This is a genomic window from Clostridium sp. B9 (genome assembly GCF_050509515.1).
Taxonomy (GTDB): Bacteria; Bacillota; Clostridia; order Clostridiales; family Clostridiaceae; genus Sarcina.
The window spans coordinates 2,658,427-2,676,744 of record NZ_JBNWKA010000003.1; the positions used below are offsets into that span (position 1 = coordinate 2,658,427).

Sequence of the window (18,318 nt, forward strand, 5' to 3'; positions counted from 1 at the left end):
ATAAAATATAAAAATTTGTTTTTATATTATTAATTTTTAAAACTTTTATATAATACTAAACAAAACCCCAACTTATTTTATTTAGTATTTCTTTCAATTATACACCTATTAAAAATCACTTTAAAATATTTTAATTTAACAAATGAATCAATAAATCTTTTTATTTTTTATATAAATTTAAAAACTTATTGCAATATTATGCTTAAAGAAAAATATTAGGGCAAATTATTTTAAGAAAGATAAATATTAATCAAAATAAAATAGGCTTATTATTAATTTCTCATAAACAAATTAATAATAAGCCACTCTAATATTTTACACTCTATTTTTCTTTTTTTCTGATTTTTCCTTTGAGTTTGCTATTAATGTACATAAATCAATAAAAACTCCTGGAAGTGAAGTAAACTTAGGATATGCTAAATACCTAGGCTGCCAATTAGGCGAGAACTTTGATTTATATCTTCTTAATCCATCAAAGCTATAAAATATATTTCCACCATTATAAACTACTCTAGCTAGCTTCTCTTGTAAGTGTGAATGCATATTAAATCCAACATTTGAAAGTGGTGCTTCTCCTAAACTAAAATATTTATATCCTTTTTCCTTAAACGCTAAGAAAAGATTTAGCATAAGATAATCCATTGAAGCATTTGGAGATTCCTTATCAATTCTCATTAAATCAATTGCTATAGTTTTTCCATCTTTAGCATCCATAAGACTTACAAACCCCATTATCTTATTTTCTTCATCATTCTTTAAAATAGCAACTGGTCCTCTTTGTATATACTCCTCACTAAACCACCCTAATGAGAATCCTTTTTCTTTTCTACTACCAAGCCATTTATCTGAAATTCCTTGCATTTGAGTAACAACTTCCTTACTAAATGGAGGTTCAATTATATGAAAACTATAGCCTTCTCTCTCTACTCTTTTTAAAGTATTCCTAAATGCACTTTTCTTAGAACCAACTAGATTAAACTCTTCTAAGTTTATAACTGCCTCTTCTCCAAGTTTAAAGAAGTAATAACCTGCATCATGATAAACAGAAAAGTTCTTTTCTTCTATCTCATAAAATACAACATCATAGCCATATAAATCTGTAAATTTTTGAAACTCTTCTATACTACTATAAAGATTTTCTCTCTTAGCGATTGGATCTCCTAAGACTATTATTTTATCCTTGTATTTGCTATACATTATTAAGGACTCTCCATCATTTGCCCAAAAAACCTTTTTATCTCCTAAATAAACTAAATGAGAAAATATTGTTCCATAATCTATACTGTCATAAAATTTTTCTATTTTATCTAAATCAGCTGATTCATATCTTTTATCATTTTCAATCTTAGGCATTGTTAAATACCACGCAATAACAAAAATTATAAAGGCCGAATAAGTATAAAAGGCTACGCTTAAATAGTCCTTGGTACTATGAATAAAATCAACGTAATATCTATAATCCCTACTAAAATGTATATTAAATTTATGTACAAATCTAGCAAATATAATAGTTATTAATGATAAGACTATCACCATTGAACTCAATCTAGTGATTTTCATAGGAACACTTTCCCTATAAAAACTCTTTTTAGATAAAATTAAAAGTACTATAACACCAAGCATAAATAATCCTTCTGTATAGTCCAAATCTTTTACAAAAGCAAAAACACCTCCAATTATAAGTAGCGTTAATGTTACGTAGTATGCTCTTTTTACTTTAAAGAATACTTCTTTAGACGTCATAATCAACATTAGTCCTATTAAAATTGAAGCTCTATGTGAAAATCTTAAAAATGACAAACTATATATATTATCTAGTATTTTTATCTTATAAAATATTGTTGGATAAATTCCTGAAACTATAAGTAATATTCCACTTAAGAATACTAGTGCTGATACAATAAGATTAGATATATCACTTAGTATCTTGTAATTCTTCAACAATTTTTTTATGTTCTCATAATTCTTCTTTTCAGTTATGAAACTTATAGCATTTTTCATATTTTCATAACTTTTTTTAATTGAATCCCACATACTATCTCCTTTCTTTAACTTTTTATTAAAATATTGTCATATTATTCATATTTAACTGTTTATAGTATATATAATTTTATTTTATAAATCAAATTACTCTCTTATTTTTCAGGCATCAACTTGAAATTTTAAGATTAATTTAAGAAAAGTAGAGCCTATTTCTAATATGCCCTACTTTTTAAAATATCTATTTAATCTCTATTGGTATAGTTTGAAATATCTGTCTATTACTTTTTCTAGTTCAACAACACTTATATATTTAGCTTCTCTCAAAACTTCCTTTCCATCTATATACATTATAAAAGCTGGAAACATAAATATTCCTAATTGTGATACAATTTCTACACTTTTATCAGCCTCAATTTCAACCATTTCAACATTATCATATTTTTTAATCATATCTTCTATTTTAGGTTTTAAAACTCCACAAGCACAACAAGTATTAGTACTTAGATATACTATCCTTATACCTTTCTCTTTATAAAATTTTTCAAATTCATCTTTTTTATTTATAACTCTCACAAAATCATCTTCTTTCTAAAAAAATAAAAAGGAACGAATCTAAAAAATTCATCCCCCTAATATAATTATATCAATAATATTTAATTATTCAATTTTAAATACTTAAAGCCCAACTATATATCCTATCACTTAATTTTGGAAGATAAGGCTCATGTCCATAATCAGGATATAAAACTAAGTTTTTTTTCATTTCAACATTATTATATGCAGCAAACTGAGTAGATGGTGGACAAATATCATCCATTAGCCCAATAGCCATATTAACCTCGCATTTAATCCTATGTGCCATATTCTTTATATCTATATATCCTAAAGTATTAAATACATACTCCTCATTATCATGGTTTGGATCTATAAACTTAAAGTATCTCTTAAGCTCATCATAAGCTTCCCCCCCTAAATCCATAAACCAAACTCTCTTATAATCACATAAAAATGGATAATAAGCATACACACCTTTAATTCTGCTCTCTAAAGCTGCACAAGCTAATGCTAATGCACCGCCTTGTGAACCACCTGTAGTAGCAACTCTATTTTCATCAATACAATCCATGTCCATTATTATTCTAGCAAGCATTACTGCATCTAAAAATATACTCTTAAAAAGAAGTTTTTCTCTTCCCTCAACTAAACCTCTTACTATATGCCCTTTTACAGTTATACCTTTCACTCCTCCAACGTCTTCTGAAAGCCCTGCTTGTCCTCTACAATCCATAGCAACAACACACATTCCACTAGCAACATACTGTAATTTATTACTCCAATCTGTGCTTCTTCCTTGATAACCATGAAACTCTAATAAAGCAGGTAATTTTCCTTTAATATTTTTAGGTTTCATAAATTTGGCATATATTTTCGCTCCATCAACACTATTAAAATATAAATCATAACAATCAGCTATAGGACTTTCAAAATCTGACTTTATCATTTCAACATTTGGATTAATTTTATCAAGCTTTTTTAATTCCTCATCCCAAAATTCATCAAAATCTTTTGGAATAGGACTTACTCCCTTATATTCATAAAGTTTTTCTAAAGACATATCTAACATTGGCATAAAAAAATTCCCCCTTAAATATATAACCCCTTAATTAATCTCTAATAACTCCCATTAAATTCCCTTTAAATTACTATAAACCACCATAATTCATAGTTAAATTTTACCATTATATTATATTTTTTTCAAACAACTACAATGTATATAATGTTACATTCTTATAAACTTATAAAGTATTTTATTAACTAAAAAAACAATAGAAGAAGTTTTCTATATAGATAGAAAACTTCTTCTAAATAATTATTTTAATATGCTATTCATCTTTTTTCTTAGTAAATTTCAAAAAAGCTCCACTTAATGTTGATAGCATTCCTAAAGCCAATACAGCTTCTCTTCCTACTTCAGTTCCTGTTTGAGGTAAACGACCTTCATCTTTATCTTCATCCTTGTTACCATCCCCGTTATTGTCCTCATCTCCATCATTGTTATCCTCATCTTCGTCATCGTCTTCATCAATATCATCATCTAAATCTATTTTAAATGATATTTCTTTTTTACTAATATTCCCTGACTTATCAGTTGCAGTAACATCTAAAGTGTATTTTCCTGACTTATCAATTGTTTTTCCATCCCATTCTTCCCCATTTAATTCTATATAGAGATCTGAGCCTTCTTCTGTAGTTATTATAGGAGTTACTTTTTCGTCGTAGATTTCTCCATCCTCTACACCTTCTACATATATTTCTGGTGGAGTTATATCTTTATTTTCATCATAAACTGAAGAATATATAGTATTAGAAATTAATCTATATTGATGCTGAGGATGTGCCTTATTCATTAAATTACCAGCAAATAAAGTTATATCTTTTCCATTAACCTCTTGTGTTAATGCCATAACTTGTCCTTTAGCTTTATTATGATTTGGCCACCATCCACCAATATAAAAATCATCTTCATTACTTATTTCAGCTAAAATAGTAGCCCCTTCTGGAACACTTGATATCCACGCTCCATTAGCAGTATAAATAAATTCATCTTCTTTATACCCTGAAGTTATTATGCTATCTAAGTTAAACACTCCGTTAACCAATCCTTCGTGATATCCTGATGGGTCTGTTGTTTCATAATCAAAGCCAGGCATTATACTACTATTTTCCACTGTATCTAAAGACCACATACCTAAACCTAAATAATCTTTATCACTATTTAAAACTTCATCATCTGCATTTCCAGAGTCATCTACAATAATATCAGCCTCATCTATAGTCACTAAATTAAATCCTAATTCTTTTAGTATCCAATTACTTTGAGATGTCCCAATATTAGCTACCTTAGGCTCTTTAATCTTTTCACTCTTAATATCATCAGCAGCTTCCTCAACTTCTAGATAATATTCACTACATAAATTCTTTAAATCATCAGCATCTACTAAAAAATCTCCCTTTGAATAATCTTCGCCTGCATTTAAAATAACCTCTACTTCTTCTCCATTAGCTAAAAGTTTATTTATTGCCTTTATAGTATCTGTGCTAGTATTTTCAACAACTACCTCATCCCCCTCTTCAAAAGCAGTTATTGGCTTATTTACATCATCTATCTCTTTATACTTATTTTTAAAAGCATTTTTCTTTCTAATTTCATATTCATCAAACCCTCTAAGCGCTGGGAAGTTAACCATTATTTCAGCATACATTTCATCAAAATCTGAAACATCATATCCATCATATAAAAGCATATTAGCTATTCCTCTTTTTGCTTGATGCATATCTACAATGTAACTTCCTTCTGGATACTCAATTCCATCAACCTTAACTTTTTTAGTAGTAACTCCAACCTTAACTCCATTTCTTAGAAGGTGCTCTACCATGTTATAAACTTCTAAAACATTTTTTTGTAAATCATCATCTACAGGAAGCACATAATATTCTGGGAAGAAGTTATCATTTTTTCCTCTTGGTCTTCCTACTACTTCCCCTGCTTGATTAACTAAATATGGATCAACTTTGTCTTTTAAATCTAATCCTTGTACTCCACGATTTAAATACTCAAGCTGATTGTAGAATAATTCATCCTTATTATCCTTTATATAGTTCATTGAGCCATATAGCCCATATACTAATGCATCAACACTATCTTGGTTTAACTCCGGAATTTCAATAGTGTGTCCTAAAGATCCATGATGCATTGCAAATACTGGTGTATAAGAAGGTCCTCCATCATCCCATCCTGTTTTTGAATCTTCATATGGAATAAAGTATTCTTCATATTTAGTGTTAGCTATAGCACTTTTTCCAAATATATTTGCTTGATCTAACATACTATCAATTAAAATGTCGTACTCATAGTTTGGATCATGAGGTGGTGTACAAGGCTCTATTAAAAACCCAGATACAAACCCATGTAACTCTAAGAATGTTATAGGATTCCACTTAGCAATCTCTTCAACTACTATTTTAGTTTCCTTCTGAGTCTGATATCCATTATCCCTATTTAAATCAAACCCATTAATATTCTGTCTCTTATTATAGTATCTTCCATCTGGATTTTCAGTTAAATTCATAAGAAGTATTACATCATCTAAGACCTCATCAACATTTAATTTTGACTCTTCTACTCCTCCTTCAATAGTTTTATCATCAATAGCAACCTTATAAGTAATCTCATCTTTGGTTGTTATCTCTTTCAATAAATCTAATTGAGCATCTACTCCTGGAGTTTCATCTGCATGAATATTATTTATAAACATAGGAACCTTATAATCACCTAAGGATCCATCTTTCATCATTGCTTGAAGTTTAGCAGGATTTTCATTCATAAGAGGTACTATTTCATTTAAATACTTATCAACCGACTCCTTATCCTTAGCCATTATGACAAAGTGCATATCTCTTCCCTCTACTGATTGTCCTAAAACTTCATACTCTAAATATATATCATCATTAGCATTCTCAAATATCTCATCAAGTGCTGGTTTTAAATCATCATACTTTTTATAACTATCATATATATTAAGCTTCATTAAAGCCTTCATTTCTTCTCCTGAAACTGAGTCACTAACCTTTAGTTCATAATCTCCAATTAACTCAGGGAAATATCTTCTATATCTAGAAGCGTTAGTTGTACCATATAAAAGATTAAACTTTAATGTGGCCTTAACTTTATTTCCCTCAGCTACAGGTTCTGAAGCAAATTCTATATAATCTTCCCCTGTATATCCTCCATCTTCAATATTCCAAGTTTTCCATTCACTAAGCTCTTTTCCCCCAAAAGTCCATTGTAAATTTTCAACTTGTACTTCATCTTCAAAGTATATTTCAACTTCTATCTCTCTTTCTTCAGTCATAGACACTAAATTATTGCTTACTTTAATTTCATTGACTACTTCCTTAGTTTCTTCAAAAGAATTTTCTATTTCTCCTTCATTTTCATTGTTAAGATTAATAGCCCCATTATTACTCTTAACTTCTTCTGAAATAGCTACTCCATTTTCTTCTTTCTTTTCTTCAGCTAAAACATTAATTACGAAATTGTTCATTAAAAGACTACATGTAATCGCCCCCGCTATTAAAGTCTTTAATTTCGCATTTTTCATATTATTTGCCCCCTTTATTAAATTGTATATTTATTGCTTATTGCTTTTCACAAACTTATTATATTGTATATTTATACATTATTCAAGTGTAATTTTGCATAATTATAATATAAACTTTTTATATTGTTAGAAATTATAATAACATTACCCCTTATTTTACCCATCTTACCACACTCATAACCTCACTCCTCTAATTCCGGCCACTTTTCACCTGTATATTTATACACTAATTTCGTATAAACTTTCTCCTTAGCCATTTTATTATATATATTTAATTAAACTTTTCATTTCTAGCTACATATGAAAGCCTTCTAATAATCATTAGGTTTAATTATCTTAATTAGTTTCTTGTAACAATTTAACCTTATTAAAAAATTTACTCTTAAGCTATATAATGTACATCATTTTTGTCATATATTGAATTATAATTATGTACTAATGAATATTGTATTCATTAGTACATTAAAATAAGGAGATTATAAAATGGATAAGAAAAAGAAGATTATAAGTTCTATAGTAGGTATCATAGTTGTAGTCATTGGTGGATATTTTGGAATAGATATGACTCAGAAAAACGATGTTCCAAAAGGGGAAAAACTTATGATTTCATATATGGATGTTGGGCAAGGTGATGCGGCTTATATAAACGTCAATGGAAATGACATTTTAATAGATGCAGGTCCAAGAAGTGATTCTGAAAAGTTAATGAAGCAATTAAAAGATAAAAATATAGATGACTTAGAACTAGTTATAGCAACGCATCCTCATGAAGATCATATTGGAGGAATGGTTAATGTATTTAATGAATATGACGTAGAAAACTTCTATGCACCAAAGATTACACATACAACTAAAACATATGAAAACCTTGTAAAAGCGGTTAAAAATGAAGGATTACAAATTAAAGAATTAAAAGGTGGAATGGTTCTTGATTTAGGAGAAGGTGCTGAATTTGAAGTGTTCACTCCTCAATCATCTTCATATGAAGAGCTTAATGATTTTTCACCTATAATGAAATTAAGCTTTGGTGAAACATCATATATGTTTACCGGTGATGCAGAATCCCATGCTGAAGAAGAGGCCTTAGCTAAATATAAAAATTCACTAGATTCTGATGTAATAAAATTTGGCCATCATGGTTCAAGTAGTTCATCGACACCTGAATTCATAGAGGCAGTTTCACCAGAATACGGAATAATAAGCTGTGCTCCTGACAATAAATACGGACATCCTCACAGAGAAACTTTAGATGTAATTAAAAAGTATGACATAGAAACTTTTAGAACTGATGAAGATGGAGAAATAATTCTAACATCAGATGGAAAAACAATAAACTTTAATAAATAATCTTTCCAAAAAATCATTCCAAAACTTTAAATGAGAATAGGGGGATTGGTGCGAAAACAAATCTCCCCTATTTTATATATATTTAAAATCATTTATATAATAATCAATACTGTCTTTACAACTTCATAATAGTGCTTTATATTTTTCTTGATTTTAATATATGCATTATTACTTTCCATCAAGTACTTTTTTTAAGCTTGCCTCTATAATATTAGTATCTTATGGAAATTCTATCTCTAATAAAGTTGCCTCTCCAATTGCTGCTGACTGAGATGTCTGTAATGATTGTTTTACCTCAGTCTTATCAAATGAATTAATATACTCACTTTGCTTATTCTTGGCATCTTTAATTTTTTTATAATAATATTCTTCTCTTTCTTGTATAGTTTTCTTTTTTATATTATCTACTTCTTGAACTTTAGTTTGTTGGTCTTTATATGAATTTTCCTTTATATGTTCAATGTCTAACTCTTGTGGCTCTGAACTTTTAGCATAAATTTTATAAGCAGCACCTCCAATAATACCACCTACAACTAATATAGATAAAATTATAATACTTATCTTTTTAATATTCATTTGTAATATCCTCTCTGTATTAAAACATTTAAAGTTTAATCTTTACGATTTTATTTTAAAATAAAACAGACTCAAAATCTACTTTTTTTACCAAAAGTAATCTATTTGAACAAAAATATAAAATTTTCTTCAAATAACTTTTAAAGACCTTAATTATTATTGATTGAATTATTTTACAACTCCAAACTTTTATCATTTTTAACCATATACAGATATGTTTTTATTATTCACTACTTAGATCCTTTACGTAAAAAAAGTTCTATAAAAACAAAAAATCTACAGAAAACCTGTAGATTTTAATAATAAATGTTTATATACAAACTAATAAACTTAAATATTCATTGTATTAATTCAATTATGAACTACTCACCACTTATAAAAGTTGGAACTTCTCGTTAAATACACTTAAGCATTTTCATGAGTAGTCATGTTTCCAGCTCTTAATGCTCTTCTTTCTTCTATTAGATTTTTAAGCAAGAAATCCATAGTCCAATTTACAGAAGTTTCTGTAACAGTAGCTACTATTGGTCTTTGTATTCTTGCTTTCTTTAAATTTTCTAAGAATACATGTATCTTTCCTGGAGCTATAGCATTGAATATTATAGCTCTCTCTTTAACACCATTAGCTTCGCTATTATCCATTTTATCCTCTAATATATTTTTTAAAACTTCTTCACTATTTTTATAGTTTAAAACTATTTGGTCTTTTATTCCCATTATTCTAGCAAAGTTTTGAACTTGTTTTAACTCTTTAGCTCCAAAGTTATATAATATTACACAACTTCTTCCTTCTTGTTCACTTCTATCTGAAATATCTATTTTCTCAAATGACATAATATACTCTCCTCTTTATTAACAAATTATAATTATTAATTGACATTAATTATATCATATTTTATCCAATTCTTCTAATTCAAATTCATATTTTATTCAAAGAACCCTTCTAGTTTTAAAGTAATAACCAATTAAAAATCCAAACTTTAATTTACTAAAAAAACTCAAAACCTTTTATTTCATTCTCTATATCATTACATTTAAATAAAATTGACATACATGCAAAATCATCTGCTCCAGCCTTTAAAACTTCTTTATAATTATTTTTATCTATTCCTCCTAATGCTATGATTTTACATTTAACCTTTTGTCTAAGCTCTCTTATAAAATCAACACCTTTCCCTTTAGTACCAGGCTTACATTCAGTTTCAAAAATTGGAGAAGCCATTATATATTCAACACCTAAATTATCTGCAACAATAGCCTCTCCAACGGAATGAATAGATACTATTATCTTCTTATCCGTAATCTCCACTCTTCTCTTAATAAATATTTCAAAAGGTAGTTGAATATATTTTTCATCAACTCTTTTAAAAACATCAACATTAGAATTTATTATTAAATTAGTATCACTAGAAATTAGAGATTTCACTTTAGAATACAAGCTAAAGAATTCCTCATCATTTAAATCTTTTTCTCTCAAGATGATATTTTTAACCCCTAGTTTACTAGCTTTATTCAAAGTTTCAAAATACATTTCCTTATTCACTAAATTTCTGTTACTTATTAAAAACATGTAAATTCTCCCTTATATAAAATAATAAAACCTATAAATCCTAAAAAGTTTACTATTACTTTTATAAATTTATAAGTTTTATATTAATTTATAAACTAAATTTTAAAATCTATGCCAATCTTTAAATATTGGTTGGTATCCTTTTGATTTTATTAGTTCTTTAACATCTTCTACTGAACTTTCATCACTTATATCAAACTGAGAAGTTCCTTTCTCTTTTAATGAGTGTCCACCTACCTCTGTTGATACTCCAGCACTTATTTTAGTTACCCCTAGTGGTATTAAATTTCTTCTAAACTCCTTTTCTTCTCTAGTTGAAATGTTTATCCCTCCTTGTGGATCAAATAACTTGTATGCTAAAATCATCTGAACTAAATCTCTATCACTAACAGCATTCAATTCCTTAAGCCCTCCCTCACAAGGCCTTATTCTAGGCAATGCATAACTTATATCTATATGAGGATATTTTTTTCTTAGATACCTTCCATGTAAAGCTGTAAAGAAAGCATCAACCCTAAAATCAGAAAGTCCCAGTAATGCACCTATCCCTAAACTTCTCATGCCAGCCTTAGCCCCTCTTTCAGGAGCATCCAATCTAAATTTATAATCTTTTTTTGGGCCTGCTATATGCACTCTATCATAAACCTCTTCATCATATGTCTCTTGATAAACAGTAAGCCCCTCTGCCCCTGCTAAAACAGCTTTCTTATATCCATCTTCTGTCATTGGATATATTTCTAAGGTTATAGAAGGAAACATTTCGCCTAAAGTCCTTATGCTTTCTTCTATATATTCAACCGGAGTGTGATATTCACTTTCCCCCGTTAATATCAAAATATGCTTAAAACCTTCCTCTGAAATAAATTTCCCTTCTTTTTTAATTTCTTCTTGATTAAGTTTTCTTCTACAAATCTTATTTTCAACATTATATCCGCAGTAAGAGCATTTATTTATACAATAATTTGAAATATACATTGGCGTATATAATAAAACTGTTTTCCCAAAATATTTTAAAGAAAGCTCTCGTCCTTCTTGAGCCATATTTTCTAAAACTTCTGTAGCTCTTGGAGAAAGTAAATTTAATAAATCCTCTTCGCTTTTATTTCTCTCATATATACTTCTAAGTACATCCCCTTTTCGTACACTTTCAAAATATTTATTAAAATCAAACTCTCTATATTTTTCTATTACTTCATAAAAACTCACTTCATTCATCCCCTTAATCTAAAAATCCTGTTAATGGAGATGATGCATTTCCAAATTTAGATTCTCTTCCCAGTCTAGCTTCATAAGCTAATCTTCCACCTTCTACAGCCATGCTAAAAGCTCTAGCCATTTCTATTGGATTTTCTGAAGATGCTATAGCTGTATTAACCAAACAAGCTGCTGCACCCATTTCCATAGCTTCCATAGCCTGTGATGGCTTACCTATACCAGCATCAACTATTATAGGAATATCTAACTCATCTATCATAATCTGAATAAGCTCCTTAGTTTTTATTCCTCTATTACTTCCTATTGGTGCCCCTAATGGCATAACAGCAGCTGCTCCTGCTTCTATTAATCTTCTTCCAGCATATAAGTCTGGACACATATATGGTAAAACAATAAACCCTTCATCAGCTAAAACCTTTGTAGCTTTTATTGTTTCTTCATTATCAGGAAGTAAATACTTAGAGTCTGAAATAACCTCTATCTTTATCCAATTCCCACAGCCCATAGCTCTAGCTATTCTAGCTATTCTTATTGCTTCCTCAGCATTAGTTGCCCCAGAAGTATTAGGAAGTAAGATTACATCCTTTGGTATATTTTGAAGAATATCCTCTTCCTTATTATCTAAATCTACTCTTCTTAAAGCTAGTGTTATAACTTGTGCCCCACTTCCTTTTAGCACATCTTTTATTATTTCATTTGAAGGATACTTTCCTGATCCAACAAAAAGTCTATTTTTTATTTCTACTCCACCTATGATTAACTTGTCCATTTTATACTTCCTCCCATTTCTCTACTGCAATTTTTAAAACTAAGTTTGCCATATGATTGGCACATATAGCTACTCTTGGAGCCATAAGCCCATCCCCTTCCTTAGCTTCATTAACTTCATCACCACAAAGATAAAACTTATCTGTAATCTTCCTTGTCTTTATTAAATTAGAATCATAAAATCCAGCCATACCAGAAGCTGCTATTAGGTACTTTTCTCTCATATTTCTTAAAACATAATTAGAAAGCATAGCCTTATACTCAGCATTATCAAAAGCTTCTAAAACTACATTAACCTCATTTAATACATCCATATTGTCTTCTGTAATAAGCATGACTTCAGCCTCTACTTTTATAAAGGGATTTATTCTCTCTATATTCTTCTTTAATGCAAGTGATTTAAACTCTCCTATATCATCAATGTAATATTGTTGTCTATTTAAATTTGAAGGCTCAACCACATCAAAATCTATAAGTTTAATATATCCAATACCTAATCTTGCTAGAGAAATAGCTATGTTTGATCCAAGTCCTCCACAGCCTGCTATACAAACCTTAAGTTTCTTAAGCTTTTCATGAACTCCTGGGCTATGTCTTGAAACCATTAATGCTTCCAATTCATCTTTGGTTGGAACAATTCCTTTCTTTATAAAAACAACTCTATCATTTTCTTTTAACACCTTATTTTCATTTATTGGATATCCATTTAAAACAACAATATCTGCTTCCTCTAAAACCTCTTTCTTTAAAGAATATAAATCTTTACTTTCGCAAACCTCAATCCACTTTTCATTAACTTTTACTTTCATAAGCTCTCAACTCTCTAAAATACTATTTCTAAATTTTCTTTCCCTTAAATATTTTAATAAGAAACTTTATATCTAATTAAAATATAATCACACGCTCTTAGCCTCCACCTACAAAAGCTATTATTTCTATAGAATCTTCATGATTTAATAGGATTTCATCAAAGTCTTCAACTTTAATTATTTCTCTATTCAACTCAACTACTACTCTATTTTTATTAACATTTAATTTTTCTAACAAATCAGAAATAGTCTTTAAATCCTTTTTATCCATTTGCTTTCCATTGACTTTCATATTCCCACCTCTTTTCCTCTTAATATTGCTTTAACCCAAAGAAAAAAGGTTTAGCAATTATTGCTAAACCTTTTAAAAAATATATTCTAATCAATCATAATATCTCTATTGACTATGATGAATCAAAGTCTAAAATATACTTCCCTACGTTGGTATTAACCAAATCAGGTTATTAGAGTTAGGATTTCTCCCTCTCAGCTTTTTACAGCACCCCTAGCAATATCTTAAAATTTATTTAATTTACTTTATAATACATCAATAGAAAATTTTTATCAATTATTTTTTTCTTGTTTTTTTAATGTTTTATTTTTTGCAGTTATTAATTTATTATTTAACATAAATGTTAGTATTAATCCAACTAAAGCTATTATTGCACATGTTAAGAATAACTTAGTATAACCTGTATTCATTGTATGTTGGAATGCACCCTCTATTGCTCCTTTAGCACTATCTAATTTATCCATATATGAATTTTGAATCATATTTATATTCACATGAGGATTATTTGCAAATTTATCTCCTAAAGCTGCAAATTGAGACTTAACCATTTCCTTTACAATACTAAAAATATTAGTAACACTTGCATTGCTCATTGCATTTGATAAACTTGTAGATGCTCCACTTGCATTTGTCATGGCATTTGACATTCCATCCATATGTGGCATAACTTTTTGTAATGCATCTGGAACTCTTCTTCCTGCATCTGATATAAAGTTAATAAGTATATTAGGTGATACTGCAATACCTATTGATTTAACTAAGGATACTGCTGATTGTCCTACTGTAGCTTCTTTATCTGGAACTAAACTCAGCATTAAATAGTTTATTGGAGTTCCCATAGAGAAACCTAATCCAAATCCCATGATAGCTAGTCCTATTATTAAATTCATCATACCAGGATATTTTGTTGTTATGTATCCTTGATAAAGGTTACCTATTATAACTAAAAACAAACCTGTTAATAATACTTTCTTAACCCCTATTTTATCAATAAACTTACCACCTAAAGGTGCTGCAATACCTACAAACACTGCAAATATAGTAGTTATATATCCTCCACTTCCCATTGGTGTTTTTAATATATTTTCACTAAATTGAGGAATGAATACTGTTGCCATTAATCCACAACCTACTACAAAACTTAATATTAAAGTTATTGCAATCTCTTTATTAGTAAAATATGATAAGTTGATAACTGGATCTTCTGCTCTTTTTTCAGCCCAAACTAACACTGGTATTGAAATCACAAATACTAATAAATATGGCCAAACTTCAGTTGATTTTATTGAATTCGTAAAATCATAGAATTTTAAGTTTGTAGCTCCGTACATTAAAGATAATATTAACACAGCCAATACGCCTGAACCTAATAAGTCTAATTTCTTAGCCTTTTCAGTTGAAGTATTTTCTTCTAATCTAGTTGCTAAAAGTAATATTATTATACTTATTGGAACATTTACCAAGAATAAAAATCCCCAGTTTTTATCTCCGAATATAGAAAGTATCCCTGAACCTAAAGTTGGTCCTATAACTGTTGCTATTCCATATACTCCACCAATCATTCCTAAAGCTGATCCTCTCTTTTCCACTGGGAATGATGTTCCTATATATGCTGTAGCTATTGGCATTATACCACCGCCACCAATTGCTTCTATAACTCTTGAAGCTAATAGGAATGAATAACTACCTACATAATCTGAAACTCCACATAATAAAGAACCTAATCCAAATAAAATTATTGATACCATGTAAACTTTCTTTCTACCAAATTTATCAGAAAGTTTACCCATTATTGGCATTGAAACAGCATAAGCTAAAGTATATATTGTTACAACCCATACACTAGCATCTTGTGAAACATTTAATCCATTAGCTATTATATCTCTAGCTGGTGATACAATACCTGAATCAATTGCTCCCATAAATATACCTAGTAGAAATACAAGCATAGTTATAGCAGTTGATTTTTTATTCATTTCTTCACAACCTTTCTTAGTTATGAATTGTATTAATCTTATTTAACTTACAAAACTTAGTATAAAATCTATTTTAAAGAAATAATAACTTTAAATACTATTAATACAATTCACAATGAACTATGTTCATATTACTCCTTTTTAAATTCAAGTTCAAAAGGCAAATAGGTTCAAATTTCTTTATTTTACCCTTTTAGCTAAAAGTTTTCTTTATCTTATTAACATTTCGTTAATATTTTGTTCATACTGTATTAAAATAGCAGTACCAAAACTTTAAATGAGCTTCAGTACTGCCATATAATTATATTTCTCTATTATTTATTACTTCCTTTAATTTTTTAATTTCTTCATCTTTCTCTCTAAGCTTGCTTTCATAGTAATTACACTTATCATCTAAACTATTGTTAAGTTGATTAATTAAAGATGCCATTTCATCAGCACTTCCAACTATTCTATTAAATAAAAGTAGATTTGACTTTAATATTTCTGGAATTTCTGTATGTGAGTATCTAAGCCTATGATCTATCTCTCCATAACCCTCTTCAAATATAGTTCTAACCTGTATCTCAGCAATCACCTTTTGATTAGTTGGATAACACTCTACAAGATAATGAACAGATCTATAACCAGATGGTCTTGAAATAACCTCTATTCCTAAATCATCAAAGATAAATCTATCATCTCCATCTCTTATATTTGCTGTTATCTCTATGATATTCCATGTTTTCATTATAAAATCATGAATATCTCTCCATTGGTCTTTAAATATATGTAATACCCTTATTCCTATTAAATCTGTTATTTCATTTTTATAATTATCAACAGTGAATTGAAAATCTCCACCGTGTTTGCTTCTCCTATCATCTGTCTTTCTTATTATCTTTTCAATAAGTCTCTCTGGGTTTTTTATTCTTGATTTAACAGAATGGACATTTTCATTTGAACGCAATATATTAGCTATAAAATCAGCTTGATTTTCATAGGAACTTTCAAACTTAACAAAATCGTAAAATATCTCCTCTAAATTTTTAAACTCAATATTACTTCTCTCTATTATTTCCTCAGCATGAGGATATTTTTCTAAAAAGCTCTTATTGCTTAAAGTTCTCATAAGATACCTCCCCTTAGTCCATGAAATAAATTCAAATCTATTTTCTCATTATCTTTTTTAAATCCTGTAAGCCTAACTCTATTTCCTCTCTAGAGAAGTTATACTCAACAAGCTCCTCATCACTTTTCTTTGATAAAAGAGCATACATCTTTTCACCTATTTCATATACTTCTTCACTGGGGTTATTTTCAATCTCTCCAAAAAGCATATCCTCAGCTTCATCGATTTTTCCTTTTGAAATAAGTCCTCTCAATGTTATCCAAAATATATCATCTTTTGAATAAGTATCACTTAACTTAAAATCACTGTCACCATCATTATTAAATAAAAATCCCATTTAAACACCTCTTCTTTAGTCAAATATCTCTAAAAATTCTTCATATCCCTTTTCTTTTAATTCTTCCTTAGAAATAAATTTTAAAGATGCAGAATTTATGCAGTATCTTAATCCACCTAACTCTTCTGGACCATCACAAAATACATGCCCTAAATGAGAATCTCCTAATCTACTTCTAACCTCTGTTCTAATCATACCATGAGTCTTATCAACTTTTTCTTTTATAACCCTTCTTTCTATTGGCTTTGAAAAAGCTGGCCACCCACATGATGATGGAAATTTATCCTTAGAAGTAAACAAAGGCTCTCCAGTGGTTACATCTACATATATTCCCTCCTTATCAAATTCCCAGTATTCATTTGTAAAGGGTCTTTCTGTTCCATTTTCTTGAGTTACATAATATTGTTCCTCTGTTAATATTTCTTTCAATTCATCTTTTTCTTTTTTAGAATATTTCAAAATTCTCAACTCCTAGTTATTTATAATTTTCCATCCCTTTATAATAACCGTGCTATATTATTTATATTCTTTGTAAATAATTTTTAATTTTACCTATAGATTCCTTTAGAACCTCTATACTACTTAGTACTTCTCCCTTTACACATAGAGAATGTCCAGCACCTTCAACCTCTACAAGTTCTAAACCATTTAGTTCTTTTATTTTCTCAATATTTTCTTTTGTGATTAAAGCATCCTTGCTTCCTGTTATAACTAAAGATCCTTCTCTTATTCCAGTTTCAACAGTTTTATTAACAGGAGTTAAATAAACATCTTTTATCTTAACTTCCTGAATACTCTTAATCTTCTCACCTAATGAATTTTGCAGAACTGTTCCTAAACTTTTTCCTATAAATATTATTTTTTTATGCCTTCTACCTTGTAATTCAATTACACTTAAGATAACATCTAAACTCTCTAGTGCTAATTCTCTAACTTCTTCCTTATTATTTCTATCAAACTCTTTTTTATTAGCTTGAAAGCCATATTCTAAACCTAAATAATCAAACTTTAAGTCTAAAACTAATTGCTTACTATAATCCATTAATGCTTTATCTAGATTGTATCCCATACCAGGTAGTAAGACTACTAACTTATCACTATCATTACATATAAATTTATTTTTCGTGGCACATCCCCACATTGAATCTTTTTCTATATTAAAAGTTCTCATA

At 28.8% G+C, this 18,318-nt stretch carries 17 protein-coding genes and 1 riboswitch; of the genes, 1 reads left to right on the top strand and 16 read right to left on the bottom strand.

The window, feature by feature from the left end; translation table 11 throughout:
- Positions 1–315 precede the first annotated feature (315 nt).
- The 4 genes from ACQZHJ_RS11610 to ACQZHJ_RS11625 all read right to left on the bottom strand — a co-directional run bounded on the left by ACQZHJ_RS11610 (position 316) and on the right by ACQZHJ_RS11625 (position 7,145).
- Entirely contained in the window at positions 316–2,034 is a 1,719-nt protein-coding gene (locus tag ACQZHJ_RS11610; RefSeq protein WP_430485719.1) for a phosphatidylglycerol lysyltransferase domain-containing protein, read from the bottom strand.
- A gap of 198 nt (positions 2,035–2,232) precedes the next feature.
- Positions 2,233–2,556: a thioredoxin family protein gene (locus tag ACQZHJ_RS11615; RefSeq protein WP_430485720.1), complete on the bottom strand. Its 324-nt coding sequence runs from the start codon at positions 2,554–2,556 to the stop codon at positions 2,233–2,235.
- Between the two features lie 94 nt (positions 2,557–2,650).
- On the bottom strand, positions 2,651–3,613 hold the full coding sequence (locus tag ACQZHJ_RS11620; protein ID WP_430485721.1) for an acetylxylan esterase: 963 nt from the start codon (positions 3,611–3,613) through the stop codon (positions 2,651–2,653).
- Positions 3,614–3,866: 253 nt separating this feature from the next.
- Positions 3,867–7,145, bottom strand: coding sequence for a M14 family zinc carboxypeptidase (locus ACQZHJ_RS11625; protein WP_430485722.1), 3,279 nt, complete (start codon positions 7,143–7,145; stop codon positions 3,867–3,869).
- A 483-nt stretch (positions 7,146–7,628) separates the two neighbouring features.
- Between ACQZHJ_RS11625 and ACQZHJ_RS11630 the strand changes: the two genes are divergently transcribed.
- The gene (locus ACQZHJ_RS11630; protein WP_430485723.1) at positions 7,629–8,492 is read left to right on the top strand and encodes a ComEC/Rec2 family competence protein; all 864 of its coding nucleotides are present in this window, start codon (positions 7,629–7,631) and stop codon (positions 8,490–8,492) included.
- 219 nt (positions 8,493–8,711) lie between these two features.
- On the opposite strand, the gene ACQZHJ_RS11635 is transcribed toward ACQZHJ_RS11630, so the two are convergent.
- The 12 genes from ACQZHJ_RS11635 to ACQZHJ_RS11690 all read right to left on the bottom strand — a co-directional run bounded on the left by ACQZHJ_RS11635 (position 8,712) and on the right by ACQZHJ_RS11690 (position 18,317).
- Positions 8,712–9,068, bottom strand: a complete 357-nt coding sequence (locus ACQZHJ_RS11635; RefSeq protein WP_430485724.1) for a hypothetical protein — start codon at positions 9,066–9,068, stop codon at positions 8,712–8,714.
- Between the two features lie 405 nt (positions 9,069–9,473).
- Positions 9,474–9,902 (bottom strand): DUF3783 domain-containing protein, encoded by a 429-nt coding sequence (locus ACQZHJ_RS11640; RefSeq protein WP_430485725.1) that lies wholly within the window; start codon positions 9,900–9,902, stop codon positions 9,474–9,476.
- Positions 9,903–10,056: 154 nt separating this feature from the next.
- Positions 10,057–10,638, bottom strand: coding sequence for a thiamine phosphate synthase (locus tag ACQZHJ_RS11645; protein WP_430485726.1), 582 nt, complete (start codon positions 10,636–10,638; stop codon positions 10,057–10,059).
- 102 nt (positions 10,639–10,740) lie between these two features.
- The gene (gene thiH / locus ACQZHJ_RS11650; protein ID WP_430485727.1) at positions 10,741–11,844 is read right to left on the bottom strand and encodes a 2-iminoacetate synthase ThiH; all 1,104 of its coding nucleotides are present in this window, start codon (positions 11,842–11,844) and stop codon (positions 10,741–10,743) included.
- A gap of 13 nt (positions 11,845–11,857) precedes the next feature.
- Positions 11,858–12,622: a thiazole synthase gene (locus ACQZHJ_RS11655; RefSeq protein WP_430485728.1), complete on the bottom strand. Its 765-nt coding sequence runs from the start codon at positions 12,620–12,622 to the stop codon at positions 11,858–11,860.
- A gap of 1 nt (position 12,623) precedes the next feature.
- Entirely contained in the window at positions 12,624–13,430 is an 807-nt protein-coding gene (thiF, locus tag ACQZHJ_RS11660; protein ID WP_430485729.1) for a sulfur carrier protein ThiS adenylyltransferase ThiF, read from the bottom strand.
- A gap of 97 nt (positions 13,431–13,527) precedes the next feature.
- Positions 13,528–13,722 carry a sulfur carrier protein ThiS gene (thiS, locus tag ACQZHJ_RS11665; RefSeq protein ID WP_430485730.1) on the bottom strand — a complete coding sequence of 65 codons (195 nt, stop codon included), beginning with the start codon at positions 13,720–13,722 and terminating at the stop codon, positions 13,528–13,530.
- Between the two features lie 124 nt (positions 13,723–13,846).
- Positions 13,847–13,947: riboswitch (TPP riboswitch) on the bottom strand.
- A 47-nt stretch (positions 13,948–13,994) separates the two neighbouring features.
- A complete protein-coding gene (locus tag ACQZHJ_RS11670) occupies positions 13,995–15,698 on the bottom strand; it encodes an MFS transporter (protein WP_430485731.1) in 1,704 nt (567 codons plus the stop codon).
- Between the two features lie 301 nt (positions 15,699–15,999).
- The gene (locus tag ACQZHJ_RS11675) at positions 16,000–16,809 is read right to left on the bottom strand and encodes a RelA/SpoT domain-containing protein (RefSeq protein ID WP_430485732.1); all 810 of its coding nucleotides are present in this window, start codon (positions 16,807–16,809) and stop codon (positions 16,000–16,002) included.
- A gap of 37 nt (positions 16,810–16,846) precedes the next feature.
- Positions 16,847–17,146 carry a DUF6483 family protein gene (locus tag ACQZHJ_RS11680; protein WP_430485733.1) on the bottom strand — a complete coding sequence of 100 codons (300 nt, stop codon included), beginning with the start codon at positions 17,144–17,146 and terminating at the stop codon, positions 16,847–16,849.
- Between the two features lie 15 nt (positions 17,147–17,161).
- Positions 17,162–17,605 carry a peptide-methionine (R)-S-oxide reductase MsrB gene (gene msrB, locus ACQZHJ_RS11685; protein WP_430485734.1) on the bottom strand — a complete coding sequence of 148 codons (444 nt, stop codon included), beginning with the start codon at positions 17,603–17,605 and terminating at the stop codon, positions 17,162–17,164.
- A 61-nt stretch (positions 17,606–17,666) separates the two neighbouring features.
- Positions 17,667–18,317: an alpha/beta fold hydrolase gene (locus tag ACQZHJ_RS11690; RefSeq protein WP_430485735.1), complete on the bottom strand. Its 651-nt coding sequence runs from the start codon at positions 18,315–18,317 to the stop codon at positions 17,667–17,669.
- Position 18,318: the final 1 nt, after the last annotated feature.

Bases quoted from the DNA above. Each gene is read 5' to 3' on its own strand.
- ACQZHJ_RS11610 (WP_430485719.1), bottom strand. From the start codon at position 2,034: ATGTGGGATTCAATTAAAAAAAGTTATGAAAATATGAAAAATGCTATA.
- ACQZHJ_RS11620 (WP_430485721.1), bottom strand. From the start codon at position 3,613: ATGCCAATGTTAGATATGTCTTTAGAAAAACTTTATGAATATAAGGGA.
- ACQZHJ_RS11625 (WP_430485722.1), bottom strand. From the start codon at position 7,145: ATGAAAAATGCGAAATTAAAGACTTTAATAGCGGGGGCGATTACATGT.
- ACQZHJ_RS11630 (WP_430485723.1), top strand. From the start codon at position 7,629: ATGGATAAGAAAAAGAAGATTATAAGTTCTATAGTAGGTATCATAGTT.
- ACQZHJ_RS11635 (WP_430485724.1), bottom strand. From the start codon at position 9,068: ATGAATATTAAAAAGATAAGTATTATAATTTTATCTATATTAGTTGTA.
- ACQZHJ_RS11640 (WP_430485725.1), bottom strand. From the start codon at position 9,902: ATGTCATTTGAGAAAATAGATATTTCAGATAGAAGTGAACAAGAAGGA.
- ACQZHJ_RS11645 (WP_430485726.1), bottom strand. From the start codon at position 10,638: ATGTTTTTAATAAGTAACAGAAATTTAGTGAATAAGGAAATGTATTTT.
- ACQZHJ_RS11655 (WP_430485728.1), bottom strand. From the start codon at position 12,622: ATGGACAAGTTAATCATAGGTGGAGTAGAAATAAAAAATAGACTTTTT.
- thiF (WP_430485729.1), bottom strand. From the start codon at position 13,430: ATGAAAGTAAAAGTTAATGAAAAGTGGATTGAGGTTTGCGAAAGTAAA.
- thiS (WP_430485730.1), bottom strand. From the start codon at position 13,722: ATGAAAGTCAATGGAAAGCAAATGGATAAAAAGGATTTAAAGACTATT.
- ACQZHJ_RS11670 (WP_430485731.1), bottom strand. From the start codon at position 15,698: ATGAATAAAAAATCAACTGCTATAACTATGCTTGTATTTCTACTAGGT.
- ACQZHJ_RS11675 (WP_430485732.1), bottom strand. From the start codon at position 16,809: ATGAGAACTTTAAGCAATAAGAGCTTTTTAGAAAAATATCCTCATGCT.
- ACQZHJ_RS11680 (WP_430485733.1), bottom strand. From the start codon at position 17,146: ATGGGATTTTTATTTAATAATGATGGTGACAGTGATTTTAAGTTAAGT.
- ACQZHJ_RS11690 (WP_430485735.1), bottom strand. From the start codon at position 18,317: ATGAGAACTTTTAATATAGAAAAAGATTCAATGTGGGGATGTGCCACG.